Source organism: Prevotella scopos JCM 17725, assembly GCF_018127785.1.
GTDB lineage: Bacteria > Bacteroidota > Bacteroidia > Bacteroidales > Bacteroidaceae > Prevotella > Prevotella scopos.
In genome coordinates, this window is sequence record NZ_CP072389.1 from 40,561 (window position 1) to 58,707 (window position 18,147).

Below are 18,147 nucleotides of genomic sequence, written 5' to 3' on the forward strand. Positions count from 1 at the left end.
GCAAACTCATTCCTCACTTCTTCCGCAGATAAGTAGGAACTGCATTGGGTTCAAAGTCATTGGACGAATTGTTCGTATCTATCCATTTATTGCCATCTTTCTTCCTCACTACCGCTTTGTTATATCGAGTCTCATCGAAATCAACATGACCACAATAAGTGAATCCCTTGTCTAGAATGGGCGATACAAGGTTCCATTCATGGACTGTTGGTACAGCAAGATTTACGGCATCAACGATCCATGGGTTAGGCATGAAATATTCTTTTTCATCCATCGGAATGACATAGTCACCTTGTCTGAAGATATAGCCAAACTTATAGCGATAACCCTTCATGTAAGTTTCCATGTCAACCATTGGACGGGCTAGTGCGTAACTTTTTACGCCTCTGGTGTGCATGACGAAGGTACCATCAAAGTTCCCATACCAGTTTTCAAGGTTTTCAATCTTAGAGTTGTCTTGGTCGCCTTCAGGGTCGGAAGTCTTATCGAAGATTTCAAATTCAGCACTACTAAGGTCGAAAGAGTTCGGATTGATGGGACGATGGTCAATAGCAGTCAACGCAATCGTAAGTTCCTCACCTGGTTTTACGGGGTGTTGCTTTCCAGTTCCTGGAATGACATATATAGCGTCAATCGTCATAGCTTCGTTCATGATGTTAGGTTGATAGTCGTGCTTGTCATCGCTAGTAAAGAAGCTTTCAATGAACGCTAACCCATCAGCGTACATGGTGGTATCACTATTGTTGCCTATCTTTATATACTGGTCATCGGTGTACATGAAGCCCTTCGGTGTTGTTGTGCCCGTGAAGAATATCTCGGTAATGATAAATCCTTCCTGTGCTGTATATACGTCCAGTGCTAAGTTTGTAGCCGTTGAGGTCGATTGGATGGCAATATTGTCACGTCTAGCCTTCACGTTTGCCTTGATTTGCTTGCCATTCAGCTGATAGGTGATAGTACCATTCACGCTGATGTTATAGACTCCTTCAGGTACTGACATACTTGCCTTAAGTTTCTCATCCGTTGTAAGGAAGGACGCCACGTCATATTTCTGTCGGGTTTTTATGTTTGTCATTACCGCCTTTGCGTCTGCAAGTTGTGCGTCCTTGATGTTCAGAGGTAGCTGGAGCGTAATCTCATGTTCGACAACTTTTCCCTGTGTCTCTACTTCTTTATATTCGTTGCAGGCTATGAGCACTATTCCTGTCAATAGCAACAGAAGGAGATGGGGCTTGAGTTTTGTTTTCATTTTATGCTTTATCTGATTAATATTCGTTCTTTATCATTTAGAAAGCTACGCCAACAGTGGCATTGAGGAGGTTTTGTTTGATATGCTTCGTCCGTTCATGTTGGATGTCAGTAGATAGAAACAGTCCCACGCCTCCCCACTTCTTAGGATAATAAAAACCATCGATGGAGATGCCAAAAGTCATGCGGTTGGCAGTCATTGACGCATAGGTCTCATTGATAAGGTCGGTTATCTTGCTGTCCATCCATGCGTAGGGCATCACAATCCGTTTGGAGCGATTATGATAATAGGCCATGTGCCCCTTCCATGCTACGAGCCATTGCTGTTTACTATGCCACATCCATTGCCAGCTGAATGCACCATACGATTTTGTAAAAGCCATTTCGCGTCTCAGGTCAACATAGGTGGCTAGGTCGTCAATGAAGCCTATGCGCATCGATAAGGTAAGGTTTCGGCTTTTACCCACGTTGAGTTTTCCACCAAGATAGTAATCGTATCGGTTAGCAGCGAACATAGAGAGACTGATTAGCGAACGATATTCCGTACTTGACGAACTTCCTGCAATATGTTCCTTGCCGTTTCTTCGCTCCGCATCAATGCCTACGAAAGTTGTCCAACCTATCTTTTTGTCGTTAATCCATCCTGTTCTTACATTCAGTTTGCTTGTTTCCAAGCGTGTAATTGGTAGTGCATTAAGTTCCGTCAGAATGTTTTCGTAGGGCATGAAATGACCTTCAACTGACAGGTAAGCCCCTGACTTACCCCTGACAGGTGTCATCTGGACATCAGCCATGATACCAGTCCCTTTGTAATAAGCCGAACGGACAGCTCCTGCAAAGCGCACATAGTCGGTCCCGAGACCTGTCATGTGATATTCTGGAATCACGCCCAAGGGGTTATAGAAGTCAACGTTATTGGTTTGTTTATAAGTTCTTGTGCCCACACCCACTCCCATCAGGTAGTCCTTCCATTCATAGTTTGCACCCATACGGATAGTCAGGTCGGTAGCGATGCCACGTGGACGAGGGTCGATGGTGCGGTACTCATGTTCCGCTCTGAAATCAATCAAGGCTCCGAGGGACCATCTGTTTATCCGCACGGCATATCCTCCATTGAATGAATAACGTTCATTTTCCATGTTCCCCCCAACTGTGTCAGCCATGACGTAGGGATAAAGGAGGTCGTAATCAGAGGTGGAATTGAAGTGGATATGACGCTTCCTACCAGTCTGATAAGCTGCTCCACCCCACACCGTGTTGCGCTCGTCAAGGCGAAGGTAGGAGGTGACGTAGGCTGAAAGCAGCGTATGCCCATCCCCATTCTGTGCCTGAAAAGCCTTGTTGGCGTTCCTGTAGCTAAAGTGCGCGCCAGCCTGTGTAATAGAGGAGTGGTAAGCTGTTTGCATGAAGGCAGGATTCCTTCTCGATACAGCCATCACCTGACTCCACTCATGCAGGTGTTCAACAACTGCAAGGCTGTCTTTTTCCTGTCCTCTGGCTACTATTGACACCCAAATGACAGCTAACAACAAACATAATAATCTTCTCTTTCGTATCATTTTATAAACCGGAGCATAGGGAATAATCGATTCTTTACCTATCATCACATAAATATCACGGGTGCGGTTACCTGTGTAGGATGATTGATGATTTCGACATAATCCTTCGATGAACGGAAGTTCTTAACCACTTCTTTACCATTCCGCTCACGACACAGCATCGTTCCTTCTACATCAAGCATATAGGTTCCTCGTAACACTTCGAGCCTGACGGTCGCATTATTGAAGTCAGATGACGCGTAAGTACGTCCGTTCGAGAGGTTTCTCAGCGACGTTGTTCCCTGTATCTTAAGCGGCGTGATGCTGTCGTTAGTCTGTAAGGTTATGTCAACTTGCGTATAATAATCATCTTCTTGTTGTTCACAGGCGGTAGTAATTACTACGACTATGAGTGAAAGGAATAGGGTAAAAGCATTCTTTTTCATAATCTGATGTTCATTTCAAGTCCGAAGTAAGGTGTTACGTAACGTCTTATAATAAAGTCGCTACGTGTATAATCAGGGTGTGCATCCCATAATTTATTGACGAAGAGAGCTACCATGAGCTTGTCCTTAAAGAGCTTCTTGGTTGCTTTCAAGTTTACATCCATATAGAAAGGGATGGTTTGCCTATCGAACATTCCTGCTGCATAGCTTCGCACAAGGTGCTGAAGATAGATGTCGTGCGCATCGTTTTCAGTAAAAGGATGCACCACTCCGTTATCATCCATATACTGCAGTGGCATGTTATCTTTCACCATAGACTGTTCTGCTGTACGCCAGACACATTGAAAGGACAATGAGATTCCGAGTTTCAGTTTAGGTATAGCCGTGTCAAAGGTGAAGTTGGTATTGACCATTTCTCGTATATAACCCTCGTCATCTTTGTATATACCGACCCGCTCAAGTGGTCTGCCCCCAATCATTTTTACGGGTTTATACATGATGGGTAACGAATTATGATACTCCGTTTTGAACCATGCTCCAGTGATTGTAAGACGCGTGTTGACGATGGGGAAGCGCATCGTAGAGAGCATCCACTCAATACCTCGTTTATAAGTCCGACTGCCATTTGACGTGTGTTCATAGGCACGAAGGACGTTACGGAGCGTATAAGGCAACGCTGACACATCAGGTTTTGCAGTTAAGGCATCGGCATTGACGCCTGAAGCATCAAACTCCTTGTATTGATAAGGCGCATAGACACTCATCGAACGGAAGCCAGAGGTCATGTCTTCAACAAAGTAAGTCATCGTAAGCCGGTTGCCAGCCCAATCTACATCTCCTTTGATTTCCCATTTCACGTTGCGTGCCGCTTTCAGTTCTGGATTCGTTGGATTGATGACGTAAGTCTGTAGATACATCCTTCGATAGGCTGGGTTAGGATGATAATAGTTCAGTTCTACGATGTCCATATAAGCAAGTTCTGGATAAAGGAGGTCGATAGTTGGGAACATGCTATGCCATCCTATACCGCCTGTCAGTGCGATTGTCATTCTTTCTTTTCCAAGATTGAAGGAGGGGAAGGTCCATCCAATATTCACACGTGGGTCGAGATTTACCTTTCCATGTATCGCATAGTGCTTGTCAATGCCCAACATGGTCTCTGCACGTAGTCCTGCCTCAAGGTCAAGTTTGTTACTCCCGATGCCCATACTCATACGTTCTTCTATATAGGCGGCGAGCATTTGTGATGCTGGGAGGTCTGAGTATTTGCGTGGTCGATAGGATGTTCCGGTATAAACAGGGTGCAAGCGGTCATATATCTGTCCCTTACCCATGTTACGGTCCATCTGGTAATCGGCACCTACCAATAGTGAATTAGACACGCCCGCAATGGGCATACTGAATGAAGCATTACTTTTCAGATAAAGACTGATAGGTCTGCCATCTACGGTGTGTGTGGCAGTATAAGTATAAGGTGAAATCAAGACAGCATCGCTCTCACCATCAGCCATAGTCATGGCAGCAGGCGTGTCGCCATCCAGTTGCACCATACGGGTACGCTCCAAGACGTTTTTCTCATACGAGAACGAAGCCGATAATGATAGATTTCGGAAGAGGGAATGCTCCATATTACTGCTCATATCGAGCGCAATACTTGTTGCATAACGATTATAAGCCGACTTATATTTGTCTGCCCCACCATGATTGAATTGTGGGTCAACCTTGTCATCATCGAATGAGCCGCCATAGTCAAGGTTTACCATCGCAACGTAGTTCATCCGCTGGGTGTGCCATTGTTTGTTAAGGCGTGCCGAGAGGGTGATGCGTTTATAAGTCTCAAGCAGGTTACGTGGTTCAGCCTTGTTGTCTAGATAGTCTGCACTGAGGTTCAGCGACAGCTTTGAGGGTTTCCATTCAATGGCTTTGGAGAGATAGAAGAGCTTTGTGTCCATGTCGGCTTTGAATCGTGCAGCAATGTCATTACCACCTTTTCGGCGCTTTACCTTCACCAATCCGCTCGTCAAGTCGCCGTATTCTACCGAAGGAATACCCCGCACAATCGTTACTTCCTGTATGTCGTCAGTTGATAAGGAGCGCATGTCAATACCCGCATTAGCGAAGTTACGTTTTCCTGACGTACGATCGAGTGCGCCCGAGAGGTATTGCATATTGCCATTAGCACTCACTGGTGCGCCATCAATAACAAAGCGAGTACCGAGTGAGGATGTGTTATACTGACTGCTACTGATACCAGCTTCGCGCAGACTGATGGTGTTGGGGACATTCAGATGCGGGTCGTTGGCACGCCCACCAGGCAGCAACTCCATGAGGTCAGCAAAACTGGAAGGCTGCAGATGTTCCATGGCTTGCCTGCTAATTGTAGATGCACTGGACAATCCATGCCCCTCCTGGGCTGTGACAACAATCTCTTGCAGCTTGCTCAGGTTGGTTTGTAAGTGATAAACGGCATCCTTACGAGGACGCACAACAAGCGGTTTATAGCCGATATACGATATTCTGACAATCTTATTGAAGCCGTCAGACAGACAAAAGAAGCCGTCTTGATCGGTCACAGCTATAATCGCTTTCCCTCCTTCAACCATTATGGTGGCACCTATGACAGGCTCGTTGGAACCCTTCTCGAGGACCCTGCAACGCATCTGTGCCATTGCTGTCTGGAGGATACAACAACTTATAAAGATGAATACTGCTCTTATCACAGAATTAGAATGACGCTTGTTCTGCAGCCTTCGTCAGCTCAAAATAGCAAGTGACGAGGAGTAAGGGGTAGGTTGTCTTTAACCCATCTCACCCCAGGTCACTGCTAAAAAAACGATGGAGAATCTGCAGAATATCAGTTAGAAATGTGTTTTATTTTAAAAGAATCTTCTTACCGTTGTGGATGTAGAGGCCTTTGACTGTTGGCTTCTCAATACGGCGACCCTGAAGGTCGTACCATGTCTCCCGCTCTTTTGTTGCGGCAGACGTAGCATTGATACCTGTTGTTGCCTTTGTCAGTTCTTCCCATGTGAAGAAATCCTTTGTTCCTTTTGCCTTCTTAGGTGTCCACCCGCGGGCTTTGACAGCTGTAATTTGCGCATCGGTCAGTGCATTCTTCTCCTCTGTAAAGAACTCATTGAAGACGCAGAGTTCACGTTCTTCGCCTTCACTCTCCAGCACCAAAGACTGAATCAAGCTATTCATTCCCTCACCACTGATCTGGTTGCACCAACATGCAACGAAGTTAAGTTCAGGATTGTTCGTCAGGTCGAGTGTTGTCAGCTTGTTTCTGCTACATTCAAGATAAGCAAGGTTAGGATTATGTGATAAGTCAATCGAGGTGATGCCATTGCCGTTAACCCATAGTTCGTCAAGCTCAGTAAGGGTTGACAGGTCAATCGATGTTAGGTTAGGATTGTCTCCAGCGTGCAACGTCCTTAGGGAAGGAAGCTGCGAAAAGTCTAATGATGAGATGGTTGTACCTTGTATGGAGAGCGTCATCAACGATGCAGCATTTGCAAACTTTATAGTGTTAAGTGCTGAACAAGAGGTAGCCCATAACTCAATAAGGTTGGCATTATGAGAGAGGTCAAGCGTTGTCAATGGATTTTCATTCACACGTAAGTGGGTTAGCTTGTTTGCTCCACTGATGTCAATATCCGTCACCTCCTGATTAACGATTGTAAGGGAATTGACATCACCATGAATTGTGATTTCAGGAGCATTGACAGTAAGATAAACTTTCTGGTTTACCATTAAGTACTTGGTTGCACCTTCAAAGGAGATGTTTTCTCCATCCTTAGGGTCTAAGTCTATATCATCCCCCTCTGAGTCGATTCCACCAAACACGGAGATGTCCATCGAGATAACTTTTCCAACCCCTTTGTCTGTCTTGATTTTGATGACTCCTTGACCAATTTCAGCCTTTGCTTCTGTGAATGATAGGAGTGCGGCACACAATGTTAATAATACTAAGTAAAGTCTTTTCATGTCTGATATTTATAAAATATTTAGGTAAAAAATTATTGTGCAAAGGTAAGAAGATGTTGAAAGGTGAACAATACTCAAATGTAGGTAAGTTTTGGCTCGCCACGGATCATAATTATGCATTCAGAATGAGCAGCGCTTGTCAACTACAAAAAAAAGGATACTGCCAATTGGCAGTATCCTTTTTTTGTGCGTTTATGTTTTATATGTCGATTACAGAGAACCATTGTTGGCTTGGCGAACCATCTCAGATGATGCATAGAGATAAACCTCTACACGGCGGTTAGCCTGACTAATAGTCTTGTTCTCGATAGGGTTTGCACTACCGAAGCCCTGTACTGAACGAATCTGACGGCTACTTACACCACGACTCTTGAGGTAAGATGATACCGCATCAGCACGACGCTGTGACAATGGGAGGTTGATGTTGTCGTTACCAGAAGCATCAGTGTAACCCTGGATAGCAACGTCACAATTAGAGTTGCGCTGCATCAAAGAAGCGAACTTTGTGAGGTCGTTCTTAGCAGCTGCGCTGAGGTTTGAACCGTTCAATGGGAAGAGGATACCAGAGTCGAAGGTAACCTTCACACAGTCTAAACCATTAGCATCTGTCACCTTGTCGACACGTGCGTTTGGCAACTGCTGTGCAGCCTCACGTGCAACCTTGTCCATGTGACGACCGATGAGGGCACCAGCACCAGCACCTAAAGCACCACCAATAGCAGCACCAATGGCTGTACTCTTACCATTACGACCTATAATCTGACCAACGATGCCACCTAATGCTGCACCAGCACCGCCACCGATTAATGCACCTGAACCTTGCTTTGTCTGACAACTTACAACAGTGAGGAAACACATTCCTGCTGCTATCATTTTCATATTCTTCATAATCAAACGTATTTATTGATTAATATCTTTTACCTTTTGGCTTGGCTTTTTAGCCGCACCTTAATTCATTTTAATTCGTGCAAAGTTAAACAAATATATGCCATTGGGCACGCATTGCCAACATTTTTTTGTATTTTTGCAAAAAATAAAGCCAACTTGGCAAAGTGAAGCAAGTTTCATTTGCACTCATTTGCATTCTTTTTCGCAAAGGATAGGCTGGTATTAGCAAGTAGGAATTAGATTCTTTCCGTCTTCGCTTTTCAGCTGTATCTGTGTGCAAAGTTAGTGTTTCAAGGCATACTCGCAAAAGGGAAATGCCTATAATAACATGGGAAATCCCCTAAACATGCAAAATAAGAAAATAGAATAATATATTTATGGCAAAAGAACTAAAAGAGATGACCAAGAGAGCAGACAACTACTCTCAATGGTACAATGACTTGGTAATAAAGGCAGACTTGATTGAGCAGTCTGCCGTACGTGGTTGTATGGTTATCAAGCCATACGGCTATGCTATCTGGGAGAAGATTCAGGCACAGCTTGACAAGATGTTTAAGGAGACGGGCGTGCAGAATGCTTACTTCCCAATGCTGATTCCTAAGAGTTTCCTCTCTCGTGAGGCTGAGCACGTAAAGGGATTTGCCAAGGAGTGTGCTGTGGTTACTCACTATCGTCTGAAGGCTACAGAGGATGGCAATGCTGTGCAGGTTGACCCTAACGCAAAGTTAGAGGAGGAATTGATTATCCGTCCTACCAGTGAGACCATCATCTGGAACACCTATAAAAACTGGATTCACTCTTGGCGCGATCTGCCATTGATGTGCAACCAGTGGTGTAATGTTATGCGTTGGGAGATGCGTACGCGTCCTTTCCTCCGCACGTCTGAGTTCCTCTGGCAGGAGGGTCACACGGCTCACGCTACACGTGAGGAAGCTGAGAAGGAGGCACAGACCATGTTGCGTGTCTATGCTGACTTCGCCGAGAAGTGGCTTGCTGTCCCTGTCGTACAGGGTGTGAAGAGTGAGACAGAACGTTTCGCTGGTGCATTGGATACCTATACCATTGAGGCGATGATGCAGGATGGTAAGGCTCTCCAGAGCGGTACTTCTCACTTCTTGGGTCAGAACTTCGCAAAGTCATTCGACGTTACCTTCCTTAATAAGGAGAACAAGCCAGAGTATGTATGGGCTACCTCATGGGGTGTAAGTACTCGTCTGATTGGTGCGCTCATCATGACTCACTCTGACGATAACGGTCTCGTTCTTCCTCCAAAGATTGCACCTATTCAGGTGGTTATCGTACCAATCTTCAAGGGTGAGGAGCAGTTGAAGGCGCTCACAGACAAGTTGCAGCCAGTGATTGACCAGCTTCGTGCGTTGGGTATCACCGTTAAGTATGACGATGCCGACAACAAGCGTCCGGGCTTTAAGTTCGCTGACTACGAGTTGAAGGGTGTGCCAGTACGCCTCGCTATGGGTGGTCGTGACTTGGAGAACAATACTATCGAGGTGATGCGCCGTGACACCTTGGAGAAGGAGAGCGTAAGCTTTGATGGTATCGTTGATTATATCAAGAACCTCCTCGACGAGATTCAGGACAACATCTTCAAGAAGGCTAAGGACTTCCGTGATGCTCACATCTACGAGTGCGAGAACTATGAGGAGTTCAAGGAGAAGGTGAAGGACGGCGGTTTCTTCCTCTGCCATTGGGATGGTACTGAGGAGACTGAGGCGAAGATTAAGGAGGACACACAGGCAACCATCCGTTGTGTGCCTTATATGTTCGAGCAGACACCAGGTGTTGACATGGTAAGCGGCAAGCCTGCTAAGTATCGTGTTATCATCGCAAGATCATACTAATCGTCAATAATACACATAGAATTAACGGCTTCAGGATATTTATAAAGGCAGGACTAACAACGAATGCTTATAAATTCTGGAGCCGTTAATCTTTTTATTCTTAAGCCTAAAATACTAATTAAATAATATTTGCCTTATGAAAAAATCATTTCTAACTTTCGTTTTACTCCTCGCTGTAACAGCGTTGAACGCCCAGACCTTAATCAAGGCTAACTTCCAAAAGGGCGACCAGGCTACCTATGAGAGTGTAGCTAATATTAAAGTCAGTGTTCCGATGGCTGGAAACTCTGAAAGCATAAAGACAAACAGCCAAACAAAGATTATCGTAAAAAATGCTACCGCAGATGGTTATGTCATCGAAATGACGACAACCAATATAAAGATGGAAGGCAAGCAGGAGGTTGCACAGCAGACAGGAAACATGCTGAACCAATACCTCAGCAATGTACCAATGCTCCTAAAGACAGATGCTAATGGAAAGGTGAAGGACCTCTTGAACTATACTGAAGTTCAAACACAGGTTAGCAAATTAGCAATGGCATCCATTGACTCGCTCTATAAGGCCAAACCTGAAATGGAGAAGACACTGCCTAAGTATAAGATGGCTATGTCTATCAACAGCCTACTCACCAAAGAATCTTTTATCGAGTCTGCTGAAAACAATACTTTCTTTATCCTTTTTGGCAAGACCCTCAAGACGGGTGACAAAGAAGATATGAATAAGCAAGGCATCAAAATCTCTGTAACCTACGAGGTAAACAAGGAGCCAAACGCACTCAATATCATTGGTAAGATTAAGGGCAATATGACCGAAGACGATGTCAAAGCCTTCTTTATTGACAAGATGAAACAGATGGGTGCTGACGAAGCTATGGTTTCACAACTCGATGCTAACTGGGGACAGATGAAGCAGATGGGTATGGCAAAAATGGATGCCGACGGTACTTCTATTACCAAACTCCTCAACAGTGGTTGGGCTACTGAATACAGCACGGATGTGAAAACAAAGATGATGGGAATGGAAATGACCATCAACACTGTTACTAAATTAGTAGAGAAGAGTTGGAAGTAAAGCTTTAGTCGCATGATATCATCTTAGTTACATTATATAATTAAGATGATATAAGATATAAATAAAGGTGGTGTAGGATTTCCTATCACCACCTTTTCTGTTTTCTATGCTTTGTTGTTCCTCTATCTTCTATCAGGACTTCATGACGTTTACTTGATGCCCAACGAATTACGTAAGTTAACGTAATCATCATCCAATGTAGGATTATCATCGGAACCATCACCAGAATCCCAAACAGGGCGGATAGCCTTAGCTTGTGATTTAGGCGCTAAGTTATTGGCATTCCATTCAGCAGCACCAAAGTAGAAATCGTATGATTCTTTTCCAGACTTACCATTTCTTTCATGGCTCTCATCAGAGGTCATGTATTGTCCGTATGCGTTTTGATTATAAGATACATCACGCATACCCACTTCCGCATGATTAGGAAGGCGTAATCCTGTATATGGCAAGAACAATCCTTTGTTAGCTTGCACAAGTGCTGTCACATTCGTATAGTTATCTATTGAGTTCACAAAACGTTTTGCAGGGAAACGATGATAGCCACCCGTTTTACTTGTTGTGAAGTAAGCACCATAAACCTTAGTACCCTTATCCGTGTAGCAATAAGCAGGAATGGCACGTGCCTCCTTGTAGAGTTTATCAATCTCACTACGAGTTGGCATACGATAACGCTGGTGTTTGTCTTTTGTATAATACCAAGCAATGTCACCACGTGTTGCGCCAGTTCCATTCATATCCCAATCGGTATATGAACCATACCTGTTGACAGGATACCAAAGCTTCTTATCTGCAACACTATACTTAAAGATATCTCCATTAGTCAAATCCAATGCCTCTTTAATATGTCCGTAGCGGAAGAGGTCAACATCCTCTTTTATCTGTTTTGGTGCATTGGCAAACTGTGACGTAGTATTACCTTTATCATAATTGGTAATATTTCTATTCTTATCTAAGGTCACAGCACGCTGTGATATCCACCATTGTGCTGGTGCGATACCCCAATATCCACCATTGGCATCACCATAGTGTATAAAGTTACCTGTTGCCCATCTTACGCCTTGCACGTCAACCCATGGTCTAGGGTGTACTGGTATCATGTGAAGGATATCAGTGTGATAGACGTAATCTGCAGTGAAATTTAAGTTAGAATAAACCTTTTCATATTTCTTACCATTGGCATATACCATGATGTGTATGTCTGTATAGCTACCTGGCAAAAGAGCTATGTAAGTGTACTCGTTATTGACAGAGGTGAACTTTGTCCCATCTTCAGGGACAACAGCAATACTTCTGCTTTCCTCATACTTATCATCAGTGACAAGCTTGTTTTGTGTCATGTCAAGCACACCTGAGGCCTTGATGTTTGAGATATAGACAGAGTCTATATTTGAGAGTTTATTGTTGTTCTCGTCTGTGAAGCGCAAACCCCAAAAAGAAACAATACGTTCTAACGTCCCAACCTGTACATCAAACTTATCTCCTTGCACGCTTTGTGGGTGGGCGCTTTTACACTGATAATCAAATTTACTACCGAGTGTTGTCGCAGTTCCATCTTGGCGGCTAAGATTAAAGTGTACATATTGCTGAACCTTTGGGCTAGGCGCATAATAGAGTAGCTTCGTTGTGGTATTCTTTATGGTTACGTCTATCAATCTTCTCTCAACTGGGTTGATTGTCTTTTTAGTTCCTTTTAAAGCAACAGCTGGGTAAAGGAAGCTAATGTTATCATTGGTTGATATCGTAGGTCGTTTTGTCATGATATCCCCCATAAAACTAGATGCCTTACCACTGCTTTTGGCTGTTAATATAGAATATTTCTCAAGTGTTCCTTCGTCACCATTGATAAAGGCTACCAATCCATCATTCGCTGCCCACTCTGATATCAGTCTTCTCCCATTGTCTGGGTCAACAGATAGTGCACGTGATGGTGCTGCTCCCTGTGACTGATTGGCTGACGCTGTGACATGATAAACATGTGGCTTATTTTCATCATTAGCGTTGTTGGTGAGTTCATCTGTCTGGCATGCAGAAAAGAGTATCGTCATGGTCCCACAAACAGCAATTGTGATTTTACTAAGATTTTTCATGAAATAAGTAATAATAGGTTAAACATTTGTGTGTTAAAATAATTCACTCAAAGGTCTTGTAGTCGTCACTACCACAACAGTTCCTCTCCTTCAACAGATTCTTCATCATTCCATATACTCCTCTTAGCATTTGATGGGAATGGGCTAGGTGTAGATGGATTAGACTGTCCTGTTGGGTCGCCTCCTTCTTGGGGGTCTCTTGTGCTAGCACGGACTGTTGTTGAATCAAGTAATGGTCCTTCTACTTTTAAGCAATAGGATTCTGTCTCTGGTTTTAAATAGTTTTTCCTCATAGTAAAGTCGTTTAAAATAATGTTTATACTTTAATATTAGATTGCTGAAGTCCATCTCCCACTGCAGGAAATCAGACTTGCTTTCCATCGTATATTATTAATGATTTTACAAAGTTAGGTAAATTTTTTTGATAATTAGTTATTTTGCTTTTATTTTTTGTTTTGTAGTGTAATTTTCTATTGGCAAAAGTAGTTGAGATGGATATCTTTCTCTATGTATATCACCTCTTTTCAGGGTTCAGTAGGAAGAGGGTGTGGGAATAGGACATAAAGAATATTGATAAAAAGCACTTTCAAGCTTTTGAATAACAGGTATTTCAAAATAAGAAAGAAATCATCGCATAAAATACGAGAGAAGTTTTATTTTAAGTTGCTGTCATTTTTAACATTTCATGCATCTTGCTGAGACACAACCAGTAAAGCAACTATCATAAATGATAGGAGTGACAGGAACTAAGATTTATGCGTTGTCTGGCGAAACGAAATCGGCTAATTGTTATAAACTTCTTCTCTTCCAAAAATGAAGTGAATAACGAAAGTTTCGCAATATCATTTGTCACATAGAGAAAAGGCGGTACAGAGCTGAAAGCCACATCATGAAGGTGCCGGGAAATATCAGTTATAGAAATTTCCCCCACCTCTTCCTACTGAGCCCTTTTCAGTTTTATGTGCGTGTTACATCTAAACGAGAAAGGCTGCATCAAGATAGGATGACTCCTATTTTGATGCAGCCCGATAATCAAGGTATAGTAACTACAGCTTTACGCTGCTGCTATATCAAAGTGTAATTATTTCTCAGCAACTGGACGAACAGAGAGACCGTAGGTACGGATGTTGAAGGTAAGTGGCAAGACCATACTATTGTTGAAGCCCATTGAACAACCGTTGTTGTAGTCCTGTGGGTCAGCAGACCAATAGTTACCAGAGCTGTTTGCTTGAACTATATTATCGTCTGTTGCCTGTCTATAACCTGTTGCTGGGAAGTAAATGGTTTCTGTTTTGCTACTATTTGTCCAGAAGAGATGTCCAGTGTTTAAGTCATATGTTGTATTGACATTAGTGCCATTTACATTCATTGGTCCCTCATTCCTTCCATTTGTAGTGAAACCAGAGAAAGCACCATTCGTTGGAACATTGAAGCCTACTGGACATGGGTCATAAATGGTCTTGACAACTTCGATGTTGTTTGCTGCATTGTTATCTCCACGTCGGTTATTATTCATTGACCAAAGGTTATAGAAGTAATGGAATTTCGTTAAGCCATCATACGGATCAATGATTCCACTCAAAAACTTAGTTGTGAAGAAGTAATTTGGGTGCTGAATCTTATTGTTCATATGAATCTGGTTATCACCCTTGACAATACTTCCCTGTGGGAGTGTTGCATCTGTACCAGGGAAAGCATTGTTACGTCCCCACTGATAGTAGGTTGCTGTACCTCTTCTTTCAATATATGCATCCTGTGTAATGGTAATCACTCCAAACTGCTTAGTACCATTGTTAGCTATCGTCTGCTCAATTTTTATCTTTACAGTACGTGGAGCAGAATAAGATGTAGCTATCCACTTAGTAGGCTTCCATCCTAAAGTTTCATTCGTAAACTTATAGACCTTGTTTTGTGCGTTCGTAACTGAAATCTCATCAAGTGCAGTCTTTGGTGCAAACCACAAGTGCCATGACCACAGAATAGTATTTCCCTTCTTAACAGAGATGACAGCATTACCACTCTTAATATTCTCCTTCTTTACTTCAAACTTCACATAAGCGTTTCCGCTTGCATCGTGATAGATAGGACTACCAGGTAATAATGTTACAAGGTTATTCTCATCAGACCAAGTAACTTCTGCACCATTGACACCATTGTTCGCCTTACCATTTGTTTTTTCAATCCATGGGTCTGTTATATACTGGCTGTTATGATCTACGAAATGATGGAGAATAACATCCGTACTTTTTTTAGGGCTTCCAAACGTGAGAGAAGTATTGGGAGCTGTACTTTTGTATGCACTTGTGTTGGTCTGGCCATTCTTAATAGCATTACCATATACCAATGGAATCATGTAATATCCAGGCGCAGAGATAACATAGCAGTTAGCTGTGTTCTGTACGGCTGCAGCACCAGTGTTGTTAGAGAGGTTATAAGGTGTAGCAGCTGTACCCAATGGTGTCGCATCCTGAAGTCCCTTGTTGCGCTGTGCAACGAGGTCAACGATGTCAGTTCCTAAAGTTGCTGTACATACTTCTGCTTCAGTTCCACCTTCGCCTTGCTCCTTGCTAAGGCTCTTCAACCATGATGGCTTGGTAGTAGTCCATGTCGTTCCGCCATCTACACTATATTCGACAACTTTCCATTTAACAGCCTGTTTAGTACTAATACCATTTATCTTAATCTCACGATAGCTCTCAATCTTATAGTTAGCCTGTGTGCCATTATAAGCAACTGCAGTAGCAGGACTTATCGGATTGAGAATATAATTCCATGTTGAATTCTTCTCGCTCAACTTATAGGTACGTGTTGTACCTGCCTTCCAAGAGCCTTTGAGAGGTACGGTAATTTTACTACCATCAGTAAAGAGAACCTCAGCAGAAACTTTGCCATCAAGGTCCTGTGGAATCATATAGAAGGTGTAGTTGTCATCCAACTTTGTAAGGTCAGTTTCGTTAGAATTGCTAAACCTGCTTGTGTTTCTAACGATACTATTAGCGTTCTCGTTGGTGTTATAGTTTACGTTGCTTTGTTTTACATCGCCACGTTGGCTATATCCAGTGTGGTCCCATACAGCACCAGAGCCATCAAGGTTGTTAGAGAGTGTATATTTGCTCTTCAGCAATACGTTCTTAAGCGTAATATCCTTAATCGTCTTGTTGAACGAAAGGTTCTGACCAACAGCAAAACGGATAGCTGTCAAAGCGTGACGGAACTGAAGATCAGTTCTTGGTGCTTGATGGTGAATTTTGTATTCTACCTTACCAGAGCAAGCCGTCATAAGATCTACTTGCTGAGTAACGTCTTTATTGACAGTAAATTCAATGCTTAGTGGTTTTGTAGCTGTTGGCTGAGAAAGAACAGTAATACCATTGCTACTATTTGTACTCTCTGGATAAACAGCATAGAAGCGAGCGAAACGCTGCTCCCATGACCAAGGGATTGAAGGGCTAATAACACCCTGAGCTGTGGTAGATTTATTGTCAAACCAATTTGTACCAATTGTATTTTCGACAGTACTACGAATACCTGATGACGAGAAATTGCCAAGAGTGCTACTGGTGATAATATTAGCACGCGTACTTGGCTCAATCTTCACAGGGTTAACACCCTCAATGGTTGTCTCAATCAGGCAAGCATTGAGGTTCTCAGTACTTTGTATGTCTAACTTTTGACCACTGAGGTCCTTATCAGTTAATTCAGGGTTGATGTCACTGCGTGTCAAAGCGCCACTACGACTTTGTGCATCATCCTGTGCATCACTTACGCTAAAGCGTACAACAGCTCCATTATCGCCATTGTTAGCGTTATCTCCCAAATCATCATCTGCACATGATACAGCAGAGAATGCCATGCTACCTATAAACAAGGCAGAAAGTGCATGATAGAAAAATGTCTTTTTCATTATCCTTTATTCTTCTCTTTTTTCTATTATTTTATTATCCAATTAACTCGTCGTCATTTTCGCCGACCTCCGGAGTTGCAGGTACAACATTTATACCTCCTTGGCCACCTCCGCCTGGTTTAACGTCGGGGCTTCCTGCTAAAATAAGACTCTCTTCTATGACATTGCATACTGAAATAGTCGGACGAAGATAATTTAGTTTCTTTCTTTCCATTGTTGTTCTTTTATTGTTGTCTTTTTTTAATGTGTCTTAGCCGTAATAATTTTGCTATAAACGTATATGGTAAAAAAGTAATGTATGTTTTCTCAGTACTTGACAAAAACGCCAGTTTGTTGTCCTGAGTAATCCATTTTTTTACCCTGAAATTAATACTTTTTGCAAAATTACAAACAATGGTTCGTTTATTATGATTTTATAGTGTTTATTTAACATTATTTTGGCAAAATAGTAGCAATCGCTGTTTGTTACGTAGTAACAAGAACGCTTTATGATTAGTTGTTTATATAGTTAAGAACCGCTAGTGAATAAACTCCTCTTTGTACATTGATAGAAGTCGTAAAAACTGTGCAAGCCTCGTTCTGCTGAAGGGATAGAGTGGTTTTAAGGTCTTCCTTATGCTATGTTGTGAATGTTCACCATCAACCGCTGTTGTGGTTATATTCGGCACATGTGGTGCGGGTGCTTGGCACAATTGGTGCGGGTGCTTGGCACAATTGGTGCGGGTGCTTAGCACAATTGGTGCGGAGGGCATGCACAATTGGTGCGGAGGGCATGCACCATATCTGGGGATGGTTAAGGAGAAGGATTTAGTTAACAAGTTTTTGGTTGACGAGTTGACTAGTTGTTTGTAGCAACAATCACGGCAATCATCAGTAATTAGTTAACCCGTCAACTGATTCAGAGAGAAACAGGACCAAAGAGATATTGCGTACCATCATTCGGCAAGAGGAATGGGAAGGAAACATCAACCTGCCTCCACTGTGGATAAAGCGGTTGTTTGTGGAACTGAAAAACGAAATAGACAATGAATAATTGGCTCTCTTACTCTCTTGCCGAGCGCAAGGCAATGTTGCAGGCTACCGCAGAAAAGGAACATATACCGGACTACGCT

General features: G+C 42.9%; 12 protein-coding genes. 2 read left to right on the forward strand and 10 right to left on the reverse strand.

From position 1 onward, the window contains the following. Positions 1-13: 13 nt before the first annotated feature. From J4856_RS00170 to J4856_RS00195, 6 genes are all read right to left on the reverse strand, one after another. On the reverse strand, positions 14-1,249 hold the full coding sequence (locus J4856_RS00170) for a DUF4876 domain-containing protein (protein WP_025839110.1): 1,236 nt from the start codon (positions 1,247-1,249) through the stop codon (positions 14-16). A gap of 37 nt (positions 1,250-1,286) precedes the next feature. Continuing rightward, the gene (locus tag J4856_RS00175; RefSeq protein WP_065367974.1) at positions 1,287-2,807 is read right to left on the reverse strand and encodes a DUF6850 family outer membrane beta-barrel protein; all 1,521 of its coding nucleotides are present in this window, start codon (positions 2,805-2,807) and stop codon (positions 1,287-1,289) included. 44 nt (positions 2,808-2,851) lie between these two features. Further along, positions 2,852-3,232, reverse strand: a complete 381-nt coding sequence (locus tag J4856_RS00180; protein ID WP_025839108.1) for a hypothetical protein — start codon at positions 3,230-3,232, stop codon at positions 2,852-2,854. Continuing rightward, positions 3,229-5,901, reverse strand: coding sequence for a TonB-dependent receptor (locus tag J4856_RS00185; RefSeq protein WP_065367975.1), 2,673 nt, complete (start codon positions 5,899-5,901; stop codon positions 3,229-3,231). Before J4856_RS00185 ends, J4856_RS00180 begins: the two co-directional genes overlap by 4 nt. 202 nt (positions 5,902-6,103) lie before the next feature. Then, positions 6,104-7,222, reverse strand: a complete 1,119-nt coding sequence (locus tag J4856_RS00190) for a leucine-rich repeat domain-containing protein (RefSeq protein WP_025839106.1) — start codon at positions 7,220-7,222, stop codon at positions 6,104-6,106. Between the two features lie 210 nt (positions 7,223-7,432). After that, complete coding sequence (locus J4856_RS00195) at positions 7,433-8,110, reverse strand: OmpA family protein (protein ID WP_065367976.1); 678 nt, start codon at positions 8,108-8,110, stop codon at positions 7,433-7,435. A 377-nt stretch (positions 8,111-8,487) separates the two neighbouring features. Here J4856_RS00195 and proS point away from each other — a divergent pair, with 377 nt between their 5' ends. Continuing rightward, positions 8,488-9,969 (forward strand): proline--tRNA ligase, encoded by a 1,482-nt coding sequence (gene proS / locus J4856_RS00200; RefSeq protein ID WP_025839104.1) that lies wholly within the window; start codon positions 8,488-8,490, stop codon positions 9,967-9,969. Between the two features lie 136 nt (positions 9,970-10,105). Beyond that, entirely contained in the window at positions 10,106-11,041 is a 936-nt protein-coding gene (locus tag J4856_RS00205) for a hypothetical protein (protein WP_025839102.1), read from the forward strand. Positions 11,042-11,190: 149 nt separating this feature from the next. Here the strand turns inward: J4856_RS00205 and J4856_RS00210 are convergent, their stop codons facing one another. The 4 genes from J4856_RS00210 to J4856_RS00225 all read right to left on the reverse strand — a co-directional run bounded on the left by J4856_RS00210 (position 11,191) and on the right by J4856_RS00225 (position 17,249). Continuing rightward, a complete protein-coding gene (locus J4856_RS00210) occupies positions 11,191-13,089 on the reverse strand; it encodes a hypothetical protein (RefSeq protein ID WP_234967289.1) in 1,899 nt (632 codons plus the stop codon). A gap of 110 nt (positions 13,090-13,199) precedes the next feature. After that, entirely contained in the window at positions 13,200-13,424 is a 225-nt protein-coding gene (locus J4856_RS00215; RefSeq protein ID WP_025839099.1) for a hypothetical protein, read from the reverse strand. A 788-nt stretch (positions 13,425-14,212) separates the two neighbouring features. Further along, on the reverse strand, positions 14,213-17,035 hold the full coding sequence (locus J4856_RS00220; protein ID WP_065367977.1) for a fimbrillin family protein: 2,823 nt from the start codon (positions 17,033-17,035) through the stop codon (positions 14,213-14,215). Positions 17,036-17,069: 34 nt separating this feature from the next. After that, complete coding sequence (locus J4856_RS00225) at positions 17,070-17,249, reverse strand: hypothetical protein (RefSeq protein ID WP_025839097.1); 180 nt, start codon at positions 17,247-17,249, stop codon at positions 17,070-17,072. Between the last annotated feature and the right edge of the window lie 898 nt (positions 17,250-18,147).